Origin of the sequence: Bradyrhizobium sp. LMTR 3 (genome assembly GCF_001693485.1) — a bacterium.
In the GTDB taxonomy this organism is placed as follows: domain Bacteria; phylum Pseudomonadota; class Alphaproteobacteria; order Rhizobiales; family Xanthobacteraceae; genus Bradyrhizobium.
Genome location: NZ_MAXC01000002.1, coordinates 234,185 through 248,852, shown reverse-complemented (window position 1 = coordinate 248,852; position 14,668 = coordinate 234,185). Strand labels below are relative to the sequence as shown.

The window sequence follows — 14,668 nt, the reverse complement described above, 5'->3', positions numbered from 1 at the left end:
TGGCTCAGGGCGACGCAACCAGGCGATAGCCGATGCCGCGCGCCGCCTGCAGGAACAGCGGATTGGCGGGATCGCGCTCGATCTTGCGCCGCAGCCGGTTGATCTGCACGTCGACCGCGCGCTCGTTCACCGTGCCGTCGCCGGTCAGCGCCGCGCGCGGCACCGTTTCGCCGGGACTGGCGGCCAAAATGCGCAGCATTTCGCGCTCGCGGTCGGTCAGGTGAATGATCTCCTCGCCCTGACGTAGTTCGCCACGATCGAGATGGAAAATGTAAGGGCCGAACGCGATCTGCTCCAGCGCCTCCACCGGCGGCGGCGCAGATCGCTTGAGGATATTGCCGATCCTCAAGATCAGTTCGCGCGGCTCGAACGGCTTCGCCACGTAATCGTCGGCGCCGATCTGCAGGCCCTCGATCCGCGCCTCCGCCTCGTGGCGGGCCGTCAGCATGATGATCGGCACCGAGGAGGAGGTGCGAATGAAACGCGCCAGGTCGAAGCCGGTTTCGCCGGGCATCATGACGTCGAGGATCAGGAGGTCGAAATGCAGGCCGAGCAGTTTTGCGCGCGCATCGCTCGCGCTCGAGGCGGTGGTGACGCGATAGCCCTCGCCGGTCAGAAACCGCGACAACAGATCGCGGATACGGCGGTCGTCGTCGACCAAGAGCAGATGCGGGGCGTCATCGGCCAGTTGCCGCGGCGCGCGCGTGGTGGCTTCAGCGATGGTTGCTCCTTGCGGCACGATCACTCCCTTGGCTTCTTGCTGCCGATCCCGAAGATCGCCTCCAACACCTTGTCGGGGTCGTCGCGATCGATCATCGCGCGCAGGAACTCGCTGATCGCGGCGACGCCTTCGGGATTGATGTCCCGGAGCGCGCGGGTGATGCGATCGGTCTGGAGCCCTGCGAGCTTTGCCACCAACGCTTCGCCCTTCGGGGTGGCGTAAAGAAGGCGCTGCCGGCGGTCGTTATTGCCGGTCTTCTGGATGATGTAGCCCTCGTCGAGCAACTGCTTGAGCACCCGGCCAAGCGACTGCTTGGTGATCCGCAACACGTCCAGGAGGTCGGCGACCTTGAGGCCGGGGTAGCGGTAGACGAAATGCATCACGCGGTGATGGGCGCGGCCGAACCCGAAAGCCTCGAGCTCATGGTCGGCGTCGCCGACGAAGTCGCGATAGGCGAAGAACAGCAGCTCGATAATGTCCCAGCGAAATTCGCCAGCCCGCGGGGCAGGGCTGGCGGCCCCCTGCGAATCGGTGGCTACGGAGCCCTTCGAGAAATTTATGTCAGTCATGTTGACATATCTTGGGTTCAATGTTACAAAACTGCCAGCCACGACGAAACTTTAGGTCGTTTCGAACCTGGTGACGTGTCAGGCAGCCGGAAAAGCCAGCGATGGCGGCAACGGCCGCAAATGGATTACCGTGCGATTGTCGAGCGGCATTTCGGCAAACATACTGGACTTCGGCATCCCGCAAAAGCATGTCCTCGACCGACATGACGGCGACGGAAGCCGGCCGCAAGGCCGGTGATGGTGAAGTCCAGGCCTGTGAAGGCCCGGAAGAAGCATGCCGGCGCCAATATGGGCGTCGATGTCCAATAGCGGGAAGCAAGGGCAAAGGGGAATGAGTTTGAAATTCGAAATCCGGCCTGCGGCGAATCCAACTCCTGAGCGGGAGCGCGCGGCCAAGCTCGTGGACCCGGGCTTCGGCCGGATTTTCACCGATCACATGGCCATCGTCCGCTACAATCAGGCCAACGGCTGGCATGACGCGCGGGTCGAGGCCCGCGCGAATTTTCCGCTCGATCCGGCCACGGCCGTCCTGCACTACGCGCAGGAGATTTTCGAAGGTCTCAAGGCCTACAAGCGCGACAACGGCGTGAACCTGTTCCGCCCTGCCGCCAACGCGAAGCGCTTCAACAGTTCGGCTGAGCGCATGGCCATGGCGCCGCTGCCCGAGGCCATCTTCATCGAAGCGGTCGAGCAACTCGTGCGCATCGACAGCGCCTGGATCCCGGGCGGCGAGGGCAGTCTCTATTTGCGGCCCTTCATGATCGCGAGCGAGATATTCCTCGGCGTGAAGCCATCGGCGGAATACATCTTCGCCGTCATCGCCTCGCCGGTCGGCTCCTATTTCAAGGGCGGACCTGCGCCGGTGTCGATCTGGGTGTCGGAGAATTACACGCGTGCCGCGATCGGCGGCACCGGGGCCGTCAAGTGCGGCGGCAATTACGCCGCGAGCCTGCGCGCGCAAGCCGAGGCCATCGAGCACGGCTGCGATCAGGTCGTTTTCCTCGACGCGATCGAACGCCGCTACATCGAGGAGCTCGGCGGCATGAACGTCTTCTTCGTGTTCGACGACGGCTCGCTCTCGACGCCGCCGCTCGGCACCATCCTGCCGGGCATCACCCGCGATTCGATCATCGCGCTGGCGAAGGATTCCGGCACGGTCGTGCGCGAGGAGGCCTACACCATCGAGCAGTGGCGCGCGGATGCCGCCAGCGGAAAGCTGAAAGAGGCGTTCGCCTGCGGCACGGCCGCCGTCATCTCGCCGATCGGCAAGGTGTGTTCGGCGAGCGGCGATTTCCTCATCAGCGGCGGCGCGGCCGGCCCCGTCGCCATGGGAATGCGCAAGAAGCTGGTCGACATCCAGTACGGCCGCGCGGCCGATCCGCACGACTGGATCAGAAAGGTCCTGTGACCGGCCGCGGAATTATTCCCGCTTCCGCGGCACACAAGTGTTTCCTCGATTTGAGCATGGGGCCCCGCGGCCTCGTGGAGAAGCCGCCGCTCTGGAGACGCGGAGACTCGTTAAGAGTGTCGCAGCGCGTTCACTAGTGCGGACAGCGCAGCAGGCTGATGCTGACGACTGGGGTAATACATGAAGAAGCCGGGAAATGGCGGCGTCCAGTCCTCCAGCACACGAATGAGGCGGCGCTTCGCAACATACGCTGCGACCTGCTCTTCAAATGCGAGTCCCAAGCCGACGCCAGCGAGCGCCGCCTGAATCACCAGGTTGGTATCATCGATTATGAGCGGGCCGTTCACGCCGACCGTGACCGCCTTTCGTCCTTGCTCGAACTCCCACCGATACGGACCGCCCGGAAGACGCAGGCCTATGCATCGATGGTCATTTAGATCCTTGGGCTTCTGAGGAATGCTTCGTGATGCAAAGTAGGCAGGCGATCCGACAACCGCCAATCGCAGCGCCTGAGTGACGCGCACCGCGATCATATCCTTTTGAATGAACTCGCCGAGCTGAATACCGGCATCGAACTCGCCCGCAACGAGGTCTACTGGGCCAGTGACAGTAACAACGTCAAGAACGATGTCAGGATAGGCCTCAGCGAATGCCGTGAGCCTCGGCAACAATACCATCACCGCAGCCGACCGTGACATTACAATTCGAAGGCGCCCCGCAGGTCGGTGCCGAACGCCTCGAGCTTTGTTTAGAGCACGAGCAATTTGCTCAAGAGCCGGAGACAAGTCCTTCAAAAGAGCTGCCCCTGCAGCGGTTGGTGCGACGCTCTTCGTAGTCCGAGCAAGAAGCTGCAACTCCAGCCGTTGCTCAAGTCCCCGCATCATGTGACTCAGGGCAGACTGAGACACACCTATCTTTGCCGCAGCCCGTGTAAAGCTTCGTTCACTGGCGACGACTGCAAACGTAGCGAGTTCGTTCAGTTCGTTTCTCATAACCTATGAATATCACTCATAAGACCATGTTGTGCAACATGCCTAGCTTCATAAGCCACGTTGTCCTAGCTTTGGCCGACAAGGAGACTTGAGGCGAATTTCTGCACGTCTCGCCGGCTTGACGCTCACACGGACTTGGGGGGACAGAATGTTAAAAATGGATCGACGAGCCTTTTTAAGTCGATCGGCTCGCGTGACTTCTGGAACTGCTCTCGTCAGCATTCCTGGTTTGATGTTTGGAGACCGAACTTTCAGCCATGCGCAGTCTCTTCCCGTTCCAAATAACAACCTGATGGATAACAAGCTTATGGATACCGATGCTCGTGCGTTGCGCTCCCTAGCGCAGACCTACTTCGATGGAGCCTATGAAATGGATGCTGACAAATTTGCGTCCATATTTCACCCCTCGAGTTCCGTGACCAAGGTCGGCGACGACGGCAACGTGAGCGTGACTCCGATTGGGACGTGGCTAGCAGCCGTCCGCAATATGAAAGCTCCAAAACAACAAGGCCTGGAGCGCCACGATCAGATTCTATCAATAGACGTTGAAGGAGAACTCGCGCTTTTGAAGTTGAAATTGCAGATTCCGCCACGTTACTTCACCGACATGTTGTCATGCCTGAAGGTCAACGGAACCTGGAAGATCGCTCAGAAAGTGATGACTTCGAAAACCTAACGGCTTCAGTGCCGCAACACAAAATTGAATCACACGCTTGGCAGGTTGTCCGTGGAATTTCTGTCACAAAGCCCCAATACCCTGGGCTGCGCTTCGGGATCATGGAAGATTTGGTCACTCTCTGACGGATATGTCGACCTGCCCGCCGAATTCCTCGGATATCCCAACAACAAAATAGCTAGGCAGACCGAAGCGCCTCAGGGGGACGGTTCGCTGGTTCGATTGTCGGTCAACTGCTTCCTATTCGATCGCCCTGGCATCGGCCGCGTTTTGATTGATTGTGGAGCCGGGAGCAGTTGGGAGCCGTCCATGGGTCACCTCGGGGACGCGATGGCGGAGGCAGGCATCGACACGTCATCAATCACGATGGTCGCCCTCACTCATGCTCATGGCGACCACATCAATGGTCTTCTGACGCCTGACGGTCGACGAGCCTTTAACAACCTGAGCAAGATCGTGATAGGGGAGGACGCCGTTGAGGGGTTCCTTGCCGAGCCAAATCTAGCTGAGTTTCGTCCGCTCCTTGCCCCAATCAATGGAGGAGACCGGCTGGCCGATCATCTGCTGGCGGTGGCAATACCTGGGCATGCTCCGGGCCATATGGGTTATCTCCTCAGCACTGACGAGGACGAGATCCTATTCTGTGGCGACCTGATCCACGTTCCTGCTGAACAGTTTGCCCGTCCCGAGCTTACTTGGGCCTATGACGATGACGAGTCTATGGCGAGGGCTAGCCGGATCAAGTTGCTCCAAGACGCAGCGCATGCACATAATTGGCTAGCCGGCGCTCACCTGGGTCGACCAGGCATCGGTAGAGTAGTCGAGGAAGGGCGGGGATATGCGTTTATTCCGGCCGCGTAGCCGCCAGTGAGCCCGCCACCTTCTCCCACAAGGGGAGAAGGAAGGTATGAGCGCAACGCCAAAAGCCGCCTTGCCGCCCAAGCCACGCGCTGGTACCAACCTCGCCCATGGCTGAAAAACCCAAAAAACCCCAGAAATTGCGCGCGCGGCTGCCGCGCGGGCTGGAAGATCGCGGTCCGGCCGCGATCGCGGCCACGCGCCAGATGGTCGAGAAAATCCGCGAGGTCTACGAGCGCTACGGTTTTGAGCCGGTGGAAACGCCCGCAATGGAGTTCACCGACGCGCTCGGCAAATTCCTGCCCGACCAGGACCGGCCGAACGAGGGCGTGTTCTCGTTCCAGGACGACGACGAGCAGTGGATCTCGCTGCGCTACGACCTGACCGCGCCGCTGGCGCGCTATGTGGCGGAGAATTTCGACGCGCTGCCAAAGCCCTATCGCAGCTACCGCGCCGGTTACGTCTACCGCAACGAAAAACCCGGCCCCGGCCGCTTCCGCCAGTTCATGCAGTTCGATGCCGACACGGTGGGCTCGGCCTCGCCGGCGGCGGACGCCGAGATGTGCATGATGGCGGCGGATACGATGGAGGCGCTCGGCATTCCGCGCGGCAGCTATGTGGTGAAGGTGAATAACCGCAAGGTGCTCGATGGGGTGCGCGATGCGCTAGGCATTGCCGATGACGGACAATGGCTGACGGTGATGCGCGCGATCGACAAGCTCGATCGTCTCGGCGTTTCCGGCGTGCAGCAGTTGCTGGGCGAGGGCCGCAAGGATGAGTCGGGTGACTTCACCAAAGGCGCTGGCCTGAAGCCTGATGACATTGCGTTGGTCGTCGGTGCGGTCGAACAGGGCGCGCAGATCGATGCGCGGCTGCGCGACAGCAAGGTCGGACAGGAAGGTCGCGACGAACTCGATGCGATCAGCAAGCTGGTAACGGCGTCGGGCTATGGGGCGGATCGTATCGTGATCGATCCTTCTGTCGTCCGCGGTCTCGAATATTACACCGGTCCGGTCTACGAGGTCGAACTCACCCTCGAAACCAAGGACGAGAAAGGTCGACCGGTGCGCTTCGGCTCGGTCGGTGGCGGCGGCCGCTATGATGGCCTCGTCTCGCGCTTCCGCGGTGAGCCGGTGCCGGCAACGGGATTTTCCATCGGCGTGTCGCGGTTGCAGGCGGCGCTGACCATGCTGGGCAAGCTCGACACGCGGCCCGACTTCGGCCCGGTCGTCGTCACCGTGTTCGATCGCGATCGTGTCGCCGACTACCAGAGGATGGTCGCCGAGCTCCGCAACGCCAACATCCGCGCAGAGCTCTATCTCGGCAATCCCAAGAATATGGGCAACCAGCTCAAATATGCCGACCGTCGCAACTCGCCTTGCGTGATCATCCAGGGCTCGGACGAGAAGGCGCGCGGCGAAATTCAGATCAAGGATCTGATCGAGGGCGCGAAGGCGGCGGCTGCGATCGCCTCCAACCAGGAATGGCGCGAGACGCGTCCGGCGCAGTTTTCCTGCGCCGAAGGCGAGATCGTCGCAAAAGTGCGCGAGGTGCTCGCGCGCCATGACGTGAAGTGGGGATAGCCATTCATTCCAGGCGTCATGCCCGGGCTTGTCCCGGGCATCCACGTCTTGTTTGATAGAAGAGGTTGTGGATGGCCGGCACAAGTCGGCCATCACGAAAACAAAAAAGGGAGAGACGAGAATGCCTGAGATCACCATCAGCATGGCCGCCGGCCGTACCGAGGAACAGAAAGTCGGCATGATGCGCGACATCACCCAGGCGCTGGTGAAGAACCTCGGCGTCGACGCGGAAGCCGTCGTGATCCAGATCAACGAGGCGCCGCTTACCCACAAGATGAAGGGCGGCAAGACGTTCGTCGAGCGCAAGGCGATGCAGAAGTGACCTGAAAGGTCATCCCGGGGCGTGCGAAGCGCGAACTATGGTGCGCAATTGCGCACCTGAGGATCTCGCGCCAACAACTTCTGGATTCCGGGTTCGTCGCTTCGCACCGCCCCGGAATGACGACTATCCAAGGCCATCGCATGGACGCGCGCGACTTCATCAAGATCGGCATGAGCGCCGAGCGGACGCTGGTCGTGCCGCCCGAGCGCACGGTTGGGCATTTCGTGCCCGATATGCCGATGGTCTATGCGACGCCGATGATGATCCTGGAAATGGAGATGGCCTCGAGCGATGCCATCCGCAGCCATCTTCAGCCGGGCTGGATCACGGTCGGCACCGAGGTCGATATCCGCCATCTCGGCGCCTCGCTGGTCGGCGCGACGGTGCGCGTCACGGCAAAGGTCGTAGCCGTCGAGCGCCGCGTGATCCGCTTCGAGGTCGAAGCCTTCGAAGGCGAACGGAAGATTGGCGACGGACGCCACGCCCGCGGGCTCGTCAATGTCGAGACGTTCACCAAAAGGCTTGCAGGGAAGTAGCGGCGGACTCGGTGCGTAGGGTGGGCAAAGGCGCACTTCGCGCCGTGCCCACCATCCAGCACCGTGCTCGCAATGGTGGGCACGCTTGCGCTTTGCCCACCCTACGATTCCGCTACTTCGCCAATTCTTTCGAGCGCTTCGTTGCCGCGGCGATTGCGCGGATCATCAACGGCTGCAGGCCGTCGTTGGCCATCAGCACTTCCAGCGCGGCCGCTGTGGTGCCGCCGGGCGAGGTGACGTTCTGGCGCAGCGTCGCCGAAGCAAGTTCCGAGCGGTGCAGCAATTCGCCGGAGCCGGCGACGGTTTCGCGCGCGAGCTTCGTTGCAAGCTCCGCCGGCAGCCCGGCCTCGATGCCGGCGCGCGCGAGTTCTTCGGCCAGCAGGAACACATAGGCCGGCCCGGAGCCGGACACGGCGGTCACCGCATCCATCAGGCTTTCGTCCTCGACCCATTCGACCGAGCCGGTGGCGCGCAGCAGCGCGTCGGCCGTGGCGCGTTGCGCGGCGCTGACATTTTTTGCTGCTACTGCAACCGTGATGCCGCGGCCGATCGCGGCCGGCGTGTTCGGCATCGCGCGAACCACCATGCCGCCGCAGACTTCTTCAAGTGCCGCGATCGTCGTGCCTGCCATGATCGAGACGACGAGCGTGTTCGCTCCGACGAAGGACTGCAGCGCCGGCCCCGCTTCGCGGAACGTCTGCGGCTTCACCGCCATCACCAGCGTATCGACCGTGCCGGCGTCCTTCGGATTGAGGCGGATGCCCTGCGCCGCCAGCGCGCCGATCTCAGCGGACGGTTGCGGCTCGATCACGATCACGCGGCTTGCGTCGAGCCCGCCGGCCAGCCAGCCGCTCAGCATCGCGCCGCCCATCTTGCCGGCGCCGGCCAGCGCGATGGTGCCGTGGAGGTTTTGGAGTGTGTTGTTGATACCCATAGGCGTCACCACAAGTGCCGTCGTCCCCGCGAAAGCGGGGACCCATAACCACAGGCGGTTCTAGTAAAGGCAGAGAAAGGCCACAAGCAGTTTGCTTGAGCCTTGCGGTCACGGAGTATGGATCCCTGCGTTCGCAGGGATGACGCTGTGTTTGTGGAAGCGCCGCAGCGAACTAACTACGCCTCGCCCTCGGTATCGAACATCGCCGCGGTCATCGCCTCTTCCGCGCTCTTTCCCGCCCAGACCACGAACTGGAACGCGGGGTAATAGCGCTCGCAGGCGTGGATGGCGCCGGCCAGCATGACCTCGCATTGCGCGGTCGAGGCGGTCAGCCCGCCCGGCAGCAGCAGCGCCTGCCGGTACATGATCATGCCGGTGTGGGTCCAGATGTCGAAATGGCCGACCCATAATTGTTCGTTGATCGCCGCGATCAGCCGCTGCACTTCCGCGCGGCGTGCGGGGGGAATCTTCATGTCGAACGCGGAGGCCAGGTGCAGCGCCTCGATCTCCGCCATCCAGGTGAAGGAGAGCTGGTAGTCGGTCCAGTTCCCCTTGGAGACGATCGTGACTTCGTCTTCGCCGGAGCGCTCGAACGCCCAGTTGTTTTCGGCGGCGATGTCCTCGACGGCCGCGAGCGGGTTGTTCCGGGAATCAATAATGCCTTCGAGGAGGGACATGCCGTCTCGACCCTGTTTCTTGAATTCTTCTGATACGCACGCGGAGCACGGCGCGCGTTGAACTGATGCGGCGGCGCCGACTGCAATCCCCGTTCGCGGATCATCCCGGGGCCTGCCGAACTCAACTGATGTGATTTGCGGAATCCGCGCAACTGACCCCTGAGTCCGTCCACAGGCCAAAGCGGCGTCGTCCACAGTTGAACGCGGTCGTAATTATTAATTTGAGAACAAACCGGAATCGGATTCGAGCGCCGCGGAGTCCGATGCGGCGTGAAATCGGGCAGCTCTGCCACAATGGTTAAGGGATAGTTAATTTTGCGGGGAAGCGCCGCGTTCACGTCCGCGGCGCAGGCACACCCGCTCGCCTATCTCTCGCGCGCGACCAAAGGACACGTGTGTCACGCTTGTTCCATTTGCGGTGCTCGCCGTGCGTCTGTACCTCCCGGACCGTTCGCAAATCACCGCCTCATTCCGGCTTGAGGCCGCCTGCGCGGACTACCTTGGCCCATTTCTCGGTCTCGTCTGCGATCAGTCTGCCGAAATCGGCAGGCGAGCCCGGCATCGGTGCGCCGCCGATGGCGGCAAGCCGGGCCTTCATGCCGGGATCGGCGATCGCCGCGTTGATCTCCTTGTTGAGCTTGTCGACGATCTCGGCCGGCGTGTTCTTCGGCGCTGCGAAGCCGTACCACTGGCTGGCTTCATAGCCTGCCACGACATCGCCCACGGTCGGAACCTCCGGCAGCTCCGCCATGCGCGTGGCCGTCGTCACCGCGAGCGCGCGCAGCTTGCCGGTCTTGATGTGATCGGCGGTGCCGGGCGCGGCGGCAAACAGGATCTGCACCTGGCCGCTGATCAGATCCGTCATTGCCGGCCCCTGGCCGCGATAGGGGACATGGACCATGTCGACGCCGGTCATCATCTTGAACAGCTCGCCCGCCATGTGCGGCGCGCTGCCGCTGCCGGCGGAGGCCATGTTGACCTTTCCGGGATTGGCTTTGGCGTAGGCGATGAATTCGGCCAAGGTCTGCGCCGGCACCGCGGGGTGCACCAGCACCACCATCGGCACACGAATGACGCCGGCTACCGGCGCAATGTCGCGAACGAAATTGAAACTGAGCTTTTCGTAGAGCGAGGCGTTGACCGCGTTCGGCACCGTCGCCAGCAACAGCGTGTAGCCGTCGGGCGCCGCGTTCACGACCGCCTCGGTGCCGATATTGCCGCCGGCGCCGGTGCGGTTCTCGACGACGAAGGGTTGCTTGAGATGGTCGGCCAGCCACTGGCCGATCAGCCGCGCCGTGATATCGACGCCGCCCCCTGCAGCGAAGCCGGCCACGATCTTCGTCGGCCGCGCCGGATAATCGAGCGCGGACGCCAGTCGCGGCAAGGCAGGTGCAGCGATGAGTGTGCCGGTCAGCTTGAGGAAATTCCGACGAAGAATTTTCATGTTGAGCGTCCCCCTGTTGACAGCAAACCTATCCCAATTGCCGCGGCTCGAGCAAAGACAGCGATCCGGCAGGCCACATGCCCTGTTTCGGCGGCATGGGGACATGCCGATTCCCCATGCCAAAGACGCTTGCTGCCGCCCCGAAGTTGGTCATATCCTGAAGGCAGGTCGTCCATTCCGGGCGGCCGATGTTCTCAGGGCGGGGTGAAAATCCCCACCGGCGGTAAGGGTGACGTAGCCCAAGCCCGCGAGCGCCTTCTTCTCGCCTGAGCAGAAGGGTCAGCAGATTCGGTGTGATTCCGAAGCCGACGGTTACAGTCCGGATGAAAGAGAACGGTTTGCGGCGGCCTCGCACCTTTGCGCGTAGGCCGGTGTCGTTCCGTATGCCCTGATTCTGGTCCTGAAAGAGGAAAGCCATGAATCAGATGTTGCAAGAGCCTGAAGTCCAATCCCAAACAGCCGAAGCCCATCACGTTCCTGACGTGCCCGAGCGTCCGCCGGCGCCGGTGCATCCGCGTTTCGTCAAGCCGCAGCGCATCGCCTTCGTGCAGTCGTCGTGGCATCGCGACGTGGTCGAGGAATGCCGCATTGCCTTCCTCGAAGAGATCGAGGCGCGCCATATCACGCGCGCGCAGGTCGATCTGTTCGAGGTGCCGGGCTCTTTCGAAATACCGCTGCATGCGCAACTGCTCGCCAAGACGCGACGCTACACCGCGATCGTCGCGGCAGGCCTCGTCGTCGATGGCGGCATTTATCGCCACGAGTTCGTCGCCGACACCGTGATCAAGGCGCTGATGGACGTGCAGCTCAGGACCGAAGTGCCGGTATTCTCGGCGGTGCTGACGCCGCAGCAATTCCATGAAAGCGCCGTGCACCACGAATTCTTCCGCAAGCATTTCGTCATCAAGGGCATCGAGGTCGCGGAAGCCTGCGCCAACACGCTGCACAGCCTGGAGCGGCTGCGCGGCCAGGTCGCGGCGGGGATTGGCGGGTAACAAGTCCCCGTCATTGCGAGGAACGAAGTGACGACCCTTCTTCGCTTGCTGCGCAAGCTTCGCAGGGCCGGGAGTCCGCCGAAGCGCTTTGGCGCGAAGGCGGAAGCAATCCATCTTTCCTGCGGTTCGATGGTTTGCTTCGCGGAGCCTGTCATCGGGCGCGCATTCGCGCGACCCGGTGGCTCGCAATGACGAATGAACTCTCGATTGGAGGCATCGATGGTCAAAGCCGAAAGAGAATCTTCCGACTGGCTCGGCCTGTCAGGCCGCGTCTGCGTGGTGACGGGCGGGGGCGGCGGGATCGGTCGCGCCGTTGCTCTCAGTTTTGCCCAGGCCGGCGCCCGCGTGGCCGCGATCGATCTCGATGAACGTGGCCTTGAGATAACGCGCACCGAGCTCGGCAAGCTCGGCGCCGATCATGCCATCGCGCGTTGCGATACGACGGATGTCGAGAGCGTCACCGCTGCGGCTGCGACGATCGAGAGATCGCTGGGGCCATGCAATGTGCTGGTCAACACCGCCGCGGTATTGCGTCCGGGTGCGCTCGACATCTTGTCGCTTGCCGAATGGAACGCCGTTCTCTCCGTCAACCTGACCGGCTATTTTCTTTGCGCGCAGGTGTTCGGCCGGCAGATGCGCGCGCTTGGCCGCGGCAGTCTGGTTCACGTGGCTTCGATCGCAGGCAGCAACGCGCAGGGGCAGAGCGGCGCCTACAGTGTCAGCAAGGCCGGCGTGATCATGCTGTCGCGGCAGCTCGCCAACGAGTGGGGGCCGCATGGCATCCGCAGCAATGTCGTCAGTCCCGGCATGGTGATCACGCCGATGAGCCAGGCGTTCTACGATACGCCCGGCGTCACCGAGCGTCGTGCCGCAGTCGTGCCGTTGCGGCGGGTCGGCATGCCGCAGGACATGGCCGATGCGATCCTGTTTCTCGCCAGCGACCGCGCGTCCTATGTCAATGGCGAGGAGATCATGGTCGATGGCGGCTATGCCAATATGCTGATGAACTTGGTGCCGCGACCGGGATTTGAATGAGGGCGCGGTAGGGTGGGCAAAGGCGCGTTTGCGCCGTGCCCACCATTCCAGTTCACGTTTGAGAGATGGTGGGCACGGCGCGTACGCGCCTTTGCCCACCCTACAAGAGTCAGTCGAACAGGCTCGATACCGATTCTTCCGACGCGGTGCGGCTGATCGCTTCGGCGATCAGGGGCGCGATCGACAGCGTGCGGATGTTGGCGGCCTTGTTGACCGCTTCCGTCGGCAGGATCGAATCGGTGATCACGAGCTCTTTCAGTTTCGAGGAGGCGATGCGGGCGGCAGCGCCGCCGGAGAGCACGCCGTGGCTGATATAGGCATAGACTTCCTTGGCGCCGTTGGCGATCAGGGCGTCGGCCGCGTTCACCAGCGTGCCGCCGGAATCGACGATGTCATCGATCAGGATGCAGGTGTGGCCGGCGCAGTCGCCGATCACGTTCATGACCTCGGATTCACCGGCGCGCTCACGCCGCTTGTCGATGATGGCGAGCGGCGTGTTGATGCGCTTGGCCAGCCCCCGCGCGCGCACGACACCGCCGACGTCGGGCGACACCACCATCACATTGGAGAGGTCGAAGCGCTCCTTGATGTCGCGCACCATCACCGGCGAGGCGAAGAGGTTGTCGACCGGAATATCGAAGAAGCCCTGGATCTGGGCGGCGTGAAGGTCGAGCGTCATCACGCGGTCGACGCCGGCGTGCGTAATCAGGTTGGCGACCAGCTTGGCGGAAATCGGTGCGCGCGAGCCGACCTTGCGGTCCTGGCGGGCGTAGCCGAAATAGGGGATGACCGCGGTGATGCGGCGCGCGGAGGCCCGGCGCAGCGCATCGGTGATGATCAGAAGTTCCATCAGATGGTCGTTGGCCGGAAACGACGTCGACTGGATGATGTAGACGTCCGAACCGCGGACGTTTTCCTGGATTTCGACGAAGATTTCCATGTCCGCAAAGCGCCGGACCACCGCCTTGGTCAGCGGCAGATGCAGCCAGTTCGCGATTTCCTGGGCCAGCGCGGGGTTGGAATTGCCAGCGACCAGCTTGATCGAGCCGTTCTTGGCCGCCATCAACGCTTCTCCTCGCGCCTTGCTGGATACGACGTTCAGCATATAGTCCTCGGGAACCGGCGCGTTTTGTGAGCGAGGAGATATCAGGCGGGTGGCTCGGCTGGCAACCCGTTGATGTCGTTTTCCCGGTCAAAAATCGGCCGATACGGGACCTTATCAGGGCTGTTTATTGGGCGCTGAAACCGAGCGCCGTGACGCCGGCCGCATCCTGGGCGGGTACTGCTTCTTCCGCACTCGCGACCGCGGGACCGCGGCGCTCCGGGCTCGGCGCAGGCGCTGCATCCGGACTTCCGTTGACCATCCCGGACAGACCGCTGAGGCCGGCCTGCGCGATTTTCCGCAACACGAGGTCGTCGGCCGCCGCCCAGGCGTCGCGGCCAGCCTTGCCGGCGGGCTCTTCGCCGGAAAGTCGCAGCGCACGCTGCTGGTTGTTGTCATAGACGTCCCAGACCCAGGCAATCACGGTCTTGCCGCGAACCACCTGCGCCGACAGATAGCTGCGCACGCGGTAGGATGCTCCGCCCTCGCGCGAGACGATCGACAGGTTTCGGAGCTTCGATTCGCTATCGAGCACGCTGACCATCCGGTCGAACACCTGCGGCGGCGGACCGTCGATCGATTCGAACGCCACGGTGGGACCGCCGCCTGCGCTCGGTGCCATCGCATACGAGCCGCTGGCCGCGCCGCCGCCGGCACAGCCGCCGAGCGCGCAAGAAACGACAAGCAGCGCCGCGGCCATCAAGGCGCGCGGGGTTTGCAGGCACGAAGCAATCAAGGTGTTCCTCATTGCTCCCTGCGATATCGTTAAAATGTGTTAAGGTCTAGGGCAGCGCGTGGATAAGCTCGCCAAAAAGA

16 protein-coding genes and 1 riboswitch are annotated in these 14,668 nt (G+C 62.7%); of the genes, 8 read left to right on the top strand and 8 right to left on the bottom strand.

The window, feature by feature from the left end; all coding sequences use genetic code 11:
* Positions 1–4: 4 nt before the first annotated feature.
* The gene (locus LMTR3_RS02810; protein WP_141686445.1) at positions 5–745 is read right to left on the bottom strand and encodes a response regulator; all 741 of its coding nucleotides are present in this window, start codon (positions 743–745) and stop codon (positions 5–7) included.
* Entirely contained in the window at positions 742–1,290 is a 549-nt protein-coding gene (locus LMTR3_RS02805; RefSeq protein ID WP_065743557.1) for a MarR family winged helix-turn-helix transcriptional regulator, read from the bottom strand. The genes LMTR3_RS02810 and LMTR3_RS02805 overlap by 4 nt, the downstream gene beginning before the upstream one ends.
* A 331-nt stretch (positions 1,291–1,621) precedes the next feature.
* Between LMTR3_RS02805 and LMTR3_RS02800 the strand changes: the two genes are divergently transcribed.
* A complete protein-coding gene (locus LMTR3_RS02800) occupies positions 1,622–2,698 on the top strand; it encodes a branched-chain amino acid aminotransferase (RefSeq protein ID WP_141686444.1) in 1,077 nt (358 codons plus the stop codon).
* Between the two features lie 110 nt (positions 2,699–2,808).
* Here LMTR3_RS02800 and LMTR3_RS02795 read toward each other — a convergent pair whose 3' ends face one another.
* Positions 2,809–3,690, bottom strand: a complete 882-nt coding sequence (locus tag LMTR3_RS02795) for a LysR substrate-binding domain-containing protein (protein ID WP_065743555.1) — start codon at positions 3,688–3,690, stop codon at positions 2,809–2,811.
* Between the two features lie 148 nt (positions 3,691–3,838).
* On the opposite strand from LMTR3_RS02795, the gene LMTR3_RS02790 reads away from it, so the two are divergent.
* The 5 genes from LMTR3_RS02790 to LMTR3_RS02770 all read left to right on the top strand — a co-directional run bounded on the left by LMTR3_RS02790 (position 3,839) and on the right by LMTR3_RS02770 (position 7,665).
* Entirely contained in the window at positions 3,839–4,366 is a 528-nt protein-coding gene (locus LMTR3_RS02790; RefSeq protein ID WP_245319715.1) for a nuclear transport factor 2 family protein, read from the top strand.
* A 51-nt stretch (positions 4,367–4,417) separates the two neighbouring features.
* Positions 4,418–5,227 carry an MBL fold metallo-hydrolase gene (locus tag LMTR3_RS02785; protein WP_065743554.1) on the top strand — a complete coding sequence of 270 codons (810 nt, stop codon included), beginning with the start codon at positions 4,418–4,420 and terminating at the stop codon, positions 5,225–5,227.
* A gap of 107 nt (positions 5,228–5,334) precedes the next feature.
* Positions 5,335–6,807: a histidine--tRNA ligase gene (hisS, locus tag LMTR3_RS02780; protein ID WP_065743553.1), complete on the top strand. Its 1,473-nt coding sequence runs from the start codon at positions 5,335–5,337 to the stop codon at positions 6,805–6,807.
* A 121-nt stretch (positions 6,808–6,928) separates the two neighbouring features.
* The gene (locus LMTR3_RS02775) at positions 6,929–7,129 is read left to right on the top strand and encodes a tautomerase family protein (RefSeq protein ID WP_057842245.1); all 201 of its coding nucleotides are present in this window, start codon (positions 6,929–6,931) and stop codon (positions 7,127–7,129) included.
* 140 nt (positions 7,130–7,269) lie between these two features.
* Positions 7,270–7,665 carry a thioesterase family protein gene (locus LMTR3_RS02770; RefSeq protein WP_065743552.1) on the top strand — a complete coding sequence of 132 codons (396 nt, stop codon included), beginning with the start codon at positions 7,270–7,272 and terminating at the stop codon, positions 7,663–7,665.
* A 112-nt stretch (positions 7,666–7,777) separates the two neighbouring features.
* On the opposite strand, the gene proC is transcribed toward LMTR3_RS02770, so the two are convergent.
* The 3 genes from proC to LMTR3_RS02755 form a co-directional block, all read right to left on the bottom strand.
* On the bottom strand, positions 7,778–8,599 hold the full coding sequence (proC, locus tag LMTR3_RS02765; RefSeq protein ID WP_065743551.1) for a pyrroline-5-carboxylate reductase: 822 nt from the start codon (positions 8,597–8,599) through the stop codon (positions 7,778–7,780).
* A gap of 176 nt (positions 8,600–8,775) precedes the next feature.
* The gene (locus LMTR3_RS02760; protein ID WP_065743550.1) at positions 8,776–9,276 is read right to left on the bottom strand and encodes a type III secretion system chaperone family protein; all 501 of its coding nucleotides are present in this window, start codon (positions 9,274–9,276) and stop codon (positions 8,776–8,778) included.
* Between the two features lie 466 nt (positions 9,277–9,742).
* The gene (locus tag LMTR3_RS02755) at positions 9,743–10,720 is read right to left on the bottom strand and encodes a Bug family tripartite tricarboxylate transporter substrate binding protein (RefSeq protein ID WP_065743549.1); all 978 of its coding nucleotides are present in this window, start codon (positions 10,718–10,720) and stop codon (positions 9,743–9,745) included.
* 186 nt (positions 10,721–10,906) lie between these two features.
* A riboswitch (FMN riboswitch) is annotated at positions 10,907–11,059 on the top strand.
* A 77-nt stretch (positions 11,060–11,136) separates the two neighbouring features.
* On the opposite strand from LMTR3_RS02755, the gene LMTR3_RS02750 reads away from it, so the two are divergent.
* Both LMTR3_RS02750 and LMTR3_RS02745 read left to right on the top strand, forming a co-directional pair.
* Positions 11,137–11,715, top strand: a complete 579-nt coding sequence (locus LMTR3_RS02750; RefSeq protein WP_065743548.1) for a 6,7-dimethyl-8-ribityllumazine synthase — start codon at positions 11,137–11,139, stop codon at positions 11,713–11,715.
* A 219-nt stretch (positions 11,716–11,934) separates the two neighbouring features.
* Complete coding sequence (locus LMTR3_RS02745) at positions 11,935–12,750, top strand: SDR family NAD(P)-dependent oxidoreductase (RefSeq protein WP_065743547.1); 816 nt, start codon at positions 11,935–11,937, stop codon at positions 12,748–12,750.
* Between the two features lie 109 nt (positions 12,751–12,859).
* Here LMTR3_RS02745 and LMTR3_RS02740 read toward each other — a convergent pair whose 3' ends face one another.
* Together LMTR3_RS02740 and LMTR3_RS02735 are read right to left on the bottom strand one after the other, a co-directional pair.
* A complete protein-coding gene (locus LMTR3_RS02740) occupies positions 12,860–13,813 on the bottom strand; it encodes a ribose-phosphate pyrophosphokinase (protein ID WP_065743642.1) in 954 nt (317 codons plus the stop codon).
* A gap of 166 nt (positions 13,814–13,979) precedes the next feature.
* Positions 13,980–14,600 carry a hypothetical protein gene (locus LMTR3_RS02735; RefSeq protein ID WP_065743546.1) on the bottom strand — a complete coding sequence of 207 codons (621 nt, stop codon included), beginning with the start codon at positions 14,598–14,600 and terminating at the stop codon, positions 13,980–13,982.
* Positions 14,601–14,668: the final 68 nt, after the last annotated feature.

Coding starts and splice junctions, on each gene's coding strand:
- LMTR3_RS02805 (WP_065743557.1), bottom strand. CDS start 1,290: ATGACTGACATAAATTTCTCGAAGGGCTCCGTAGCCACCGATTCGCAG.
- LMTR3_RS02800 (WP_141686444.1), top strand. CDS start 1,622: ATGAGTTTGAAATTCGAAATCCGGCCTGCGGCGAATCCAACTCCTGAG.
- LMTR3_RS02795 (WP_065743555.1), bottom strand. CDS start 3,690: ATGAGAAACGAACTGAACGAACTCGCTACGTTTGCAGTCGTCGCCAGT.
- LMTR3_RS02790 (WP_245319715.1), top strand. CDS start 3,839: ATGTTAAAAATGGATCGACGAGCCTTTTTAAGTCGATCGGCTCGCGTG.
- hisS (WP_065743553.1), top strand. CDS start 5,335: ATGGCTGAAAAACCCAAAAAACCCCAGAAATTGCGCGCGCGGCTGCCG.
- LMTR3_RS02775 (WP_057842245.1), top strand. CDS start 6,929: ATGCCTGAGATCACCATCAGCATGGCCGCCGGCCGTACCGAGGAACAG.
- LMTR3_RS02770 (WP_065743552.1), top strand. CDS start 7,270: ATGGACGCGCGCGACTTCATCAAGATCGGCATGAGCGCCGAGCGGACG.
- proC (WP_065743551.1), bottom strand. CDS start 8,599: ATGGGTATCAACAACACACTCCAAAACCTCCACGGCACCATCGCGCTG.
- LMTR3_RS02760 (WP_065743550.1), bottom strand. CDS start 9,276: ATGTCCCTCCTCGAAGGCATTATTGATTCCCGGAACAACCCGCTCGCG.
- LMTR3_RS02755 (WP_065743549.1), bottom strand. CDS start 10,720: ATGAAAATTCTTCGTCGGAATTTCCTCAAGCTGACCGGCACACTCATC.
- LMTR3_RS02750 (WP_065743548.1), top strand. CDS start 11,137: ATGAATCAGATGTTGCAAGAGCCTGAAGTCCAATCCCAAACAGCCGAA.
- LMTR3_RS02745 (WP_065743547.1), top strand. CDS start 11,935: ATGGTCAAAGCCGAAAGAGAATCTTCCGACTGGCTCGGCCTGTCAGGC.
- LMTR3_RS02740 (WP_065743642.1), bottom strand. CDS start 13,813: ATGGCGGCCAAGAACGGCTCGATCAAGCTGGTCGCTGGCAATTCCAAC.
- LMTR3_RS02735 (WP_065743546.1), bottom strand. CDS start 14,600: ATGAGGAACACCTTGATTGCTTCGTGCCTGCAAACCCCGCGCGCCTTG.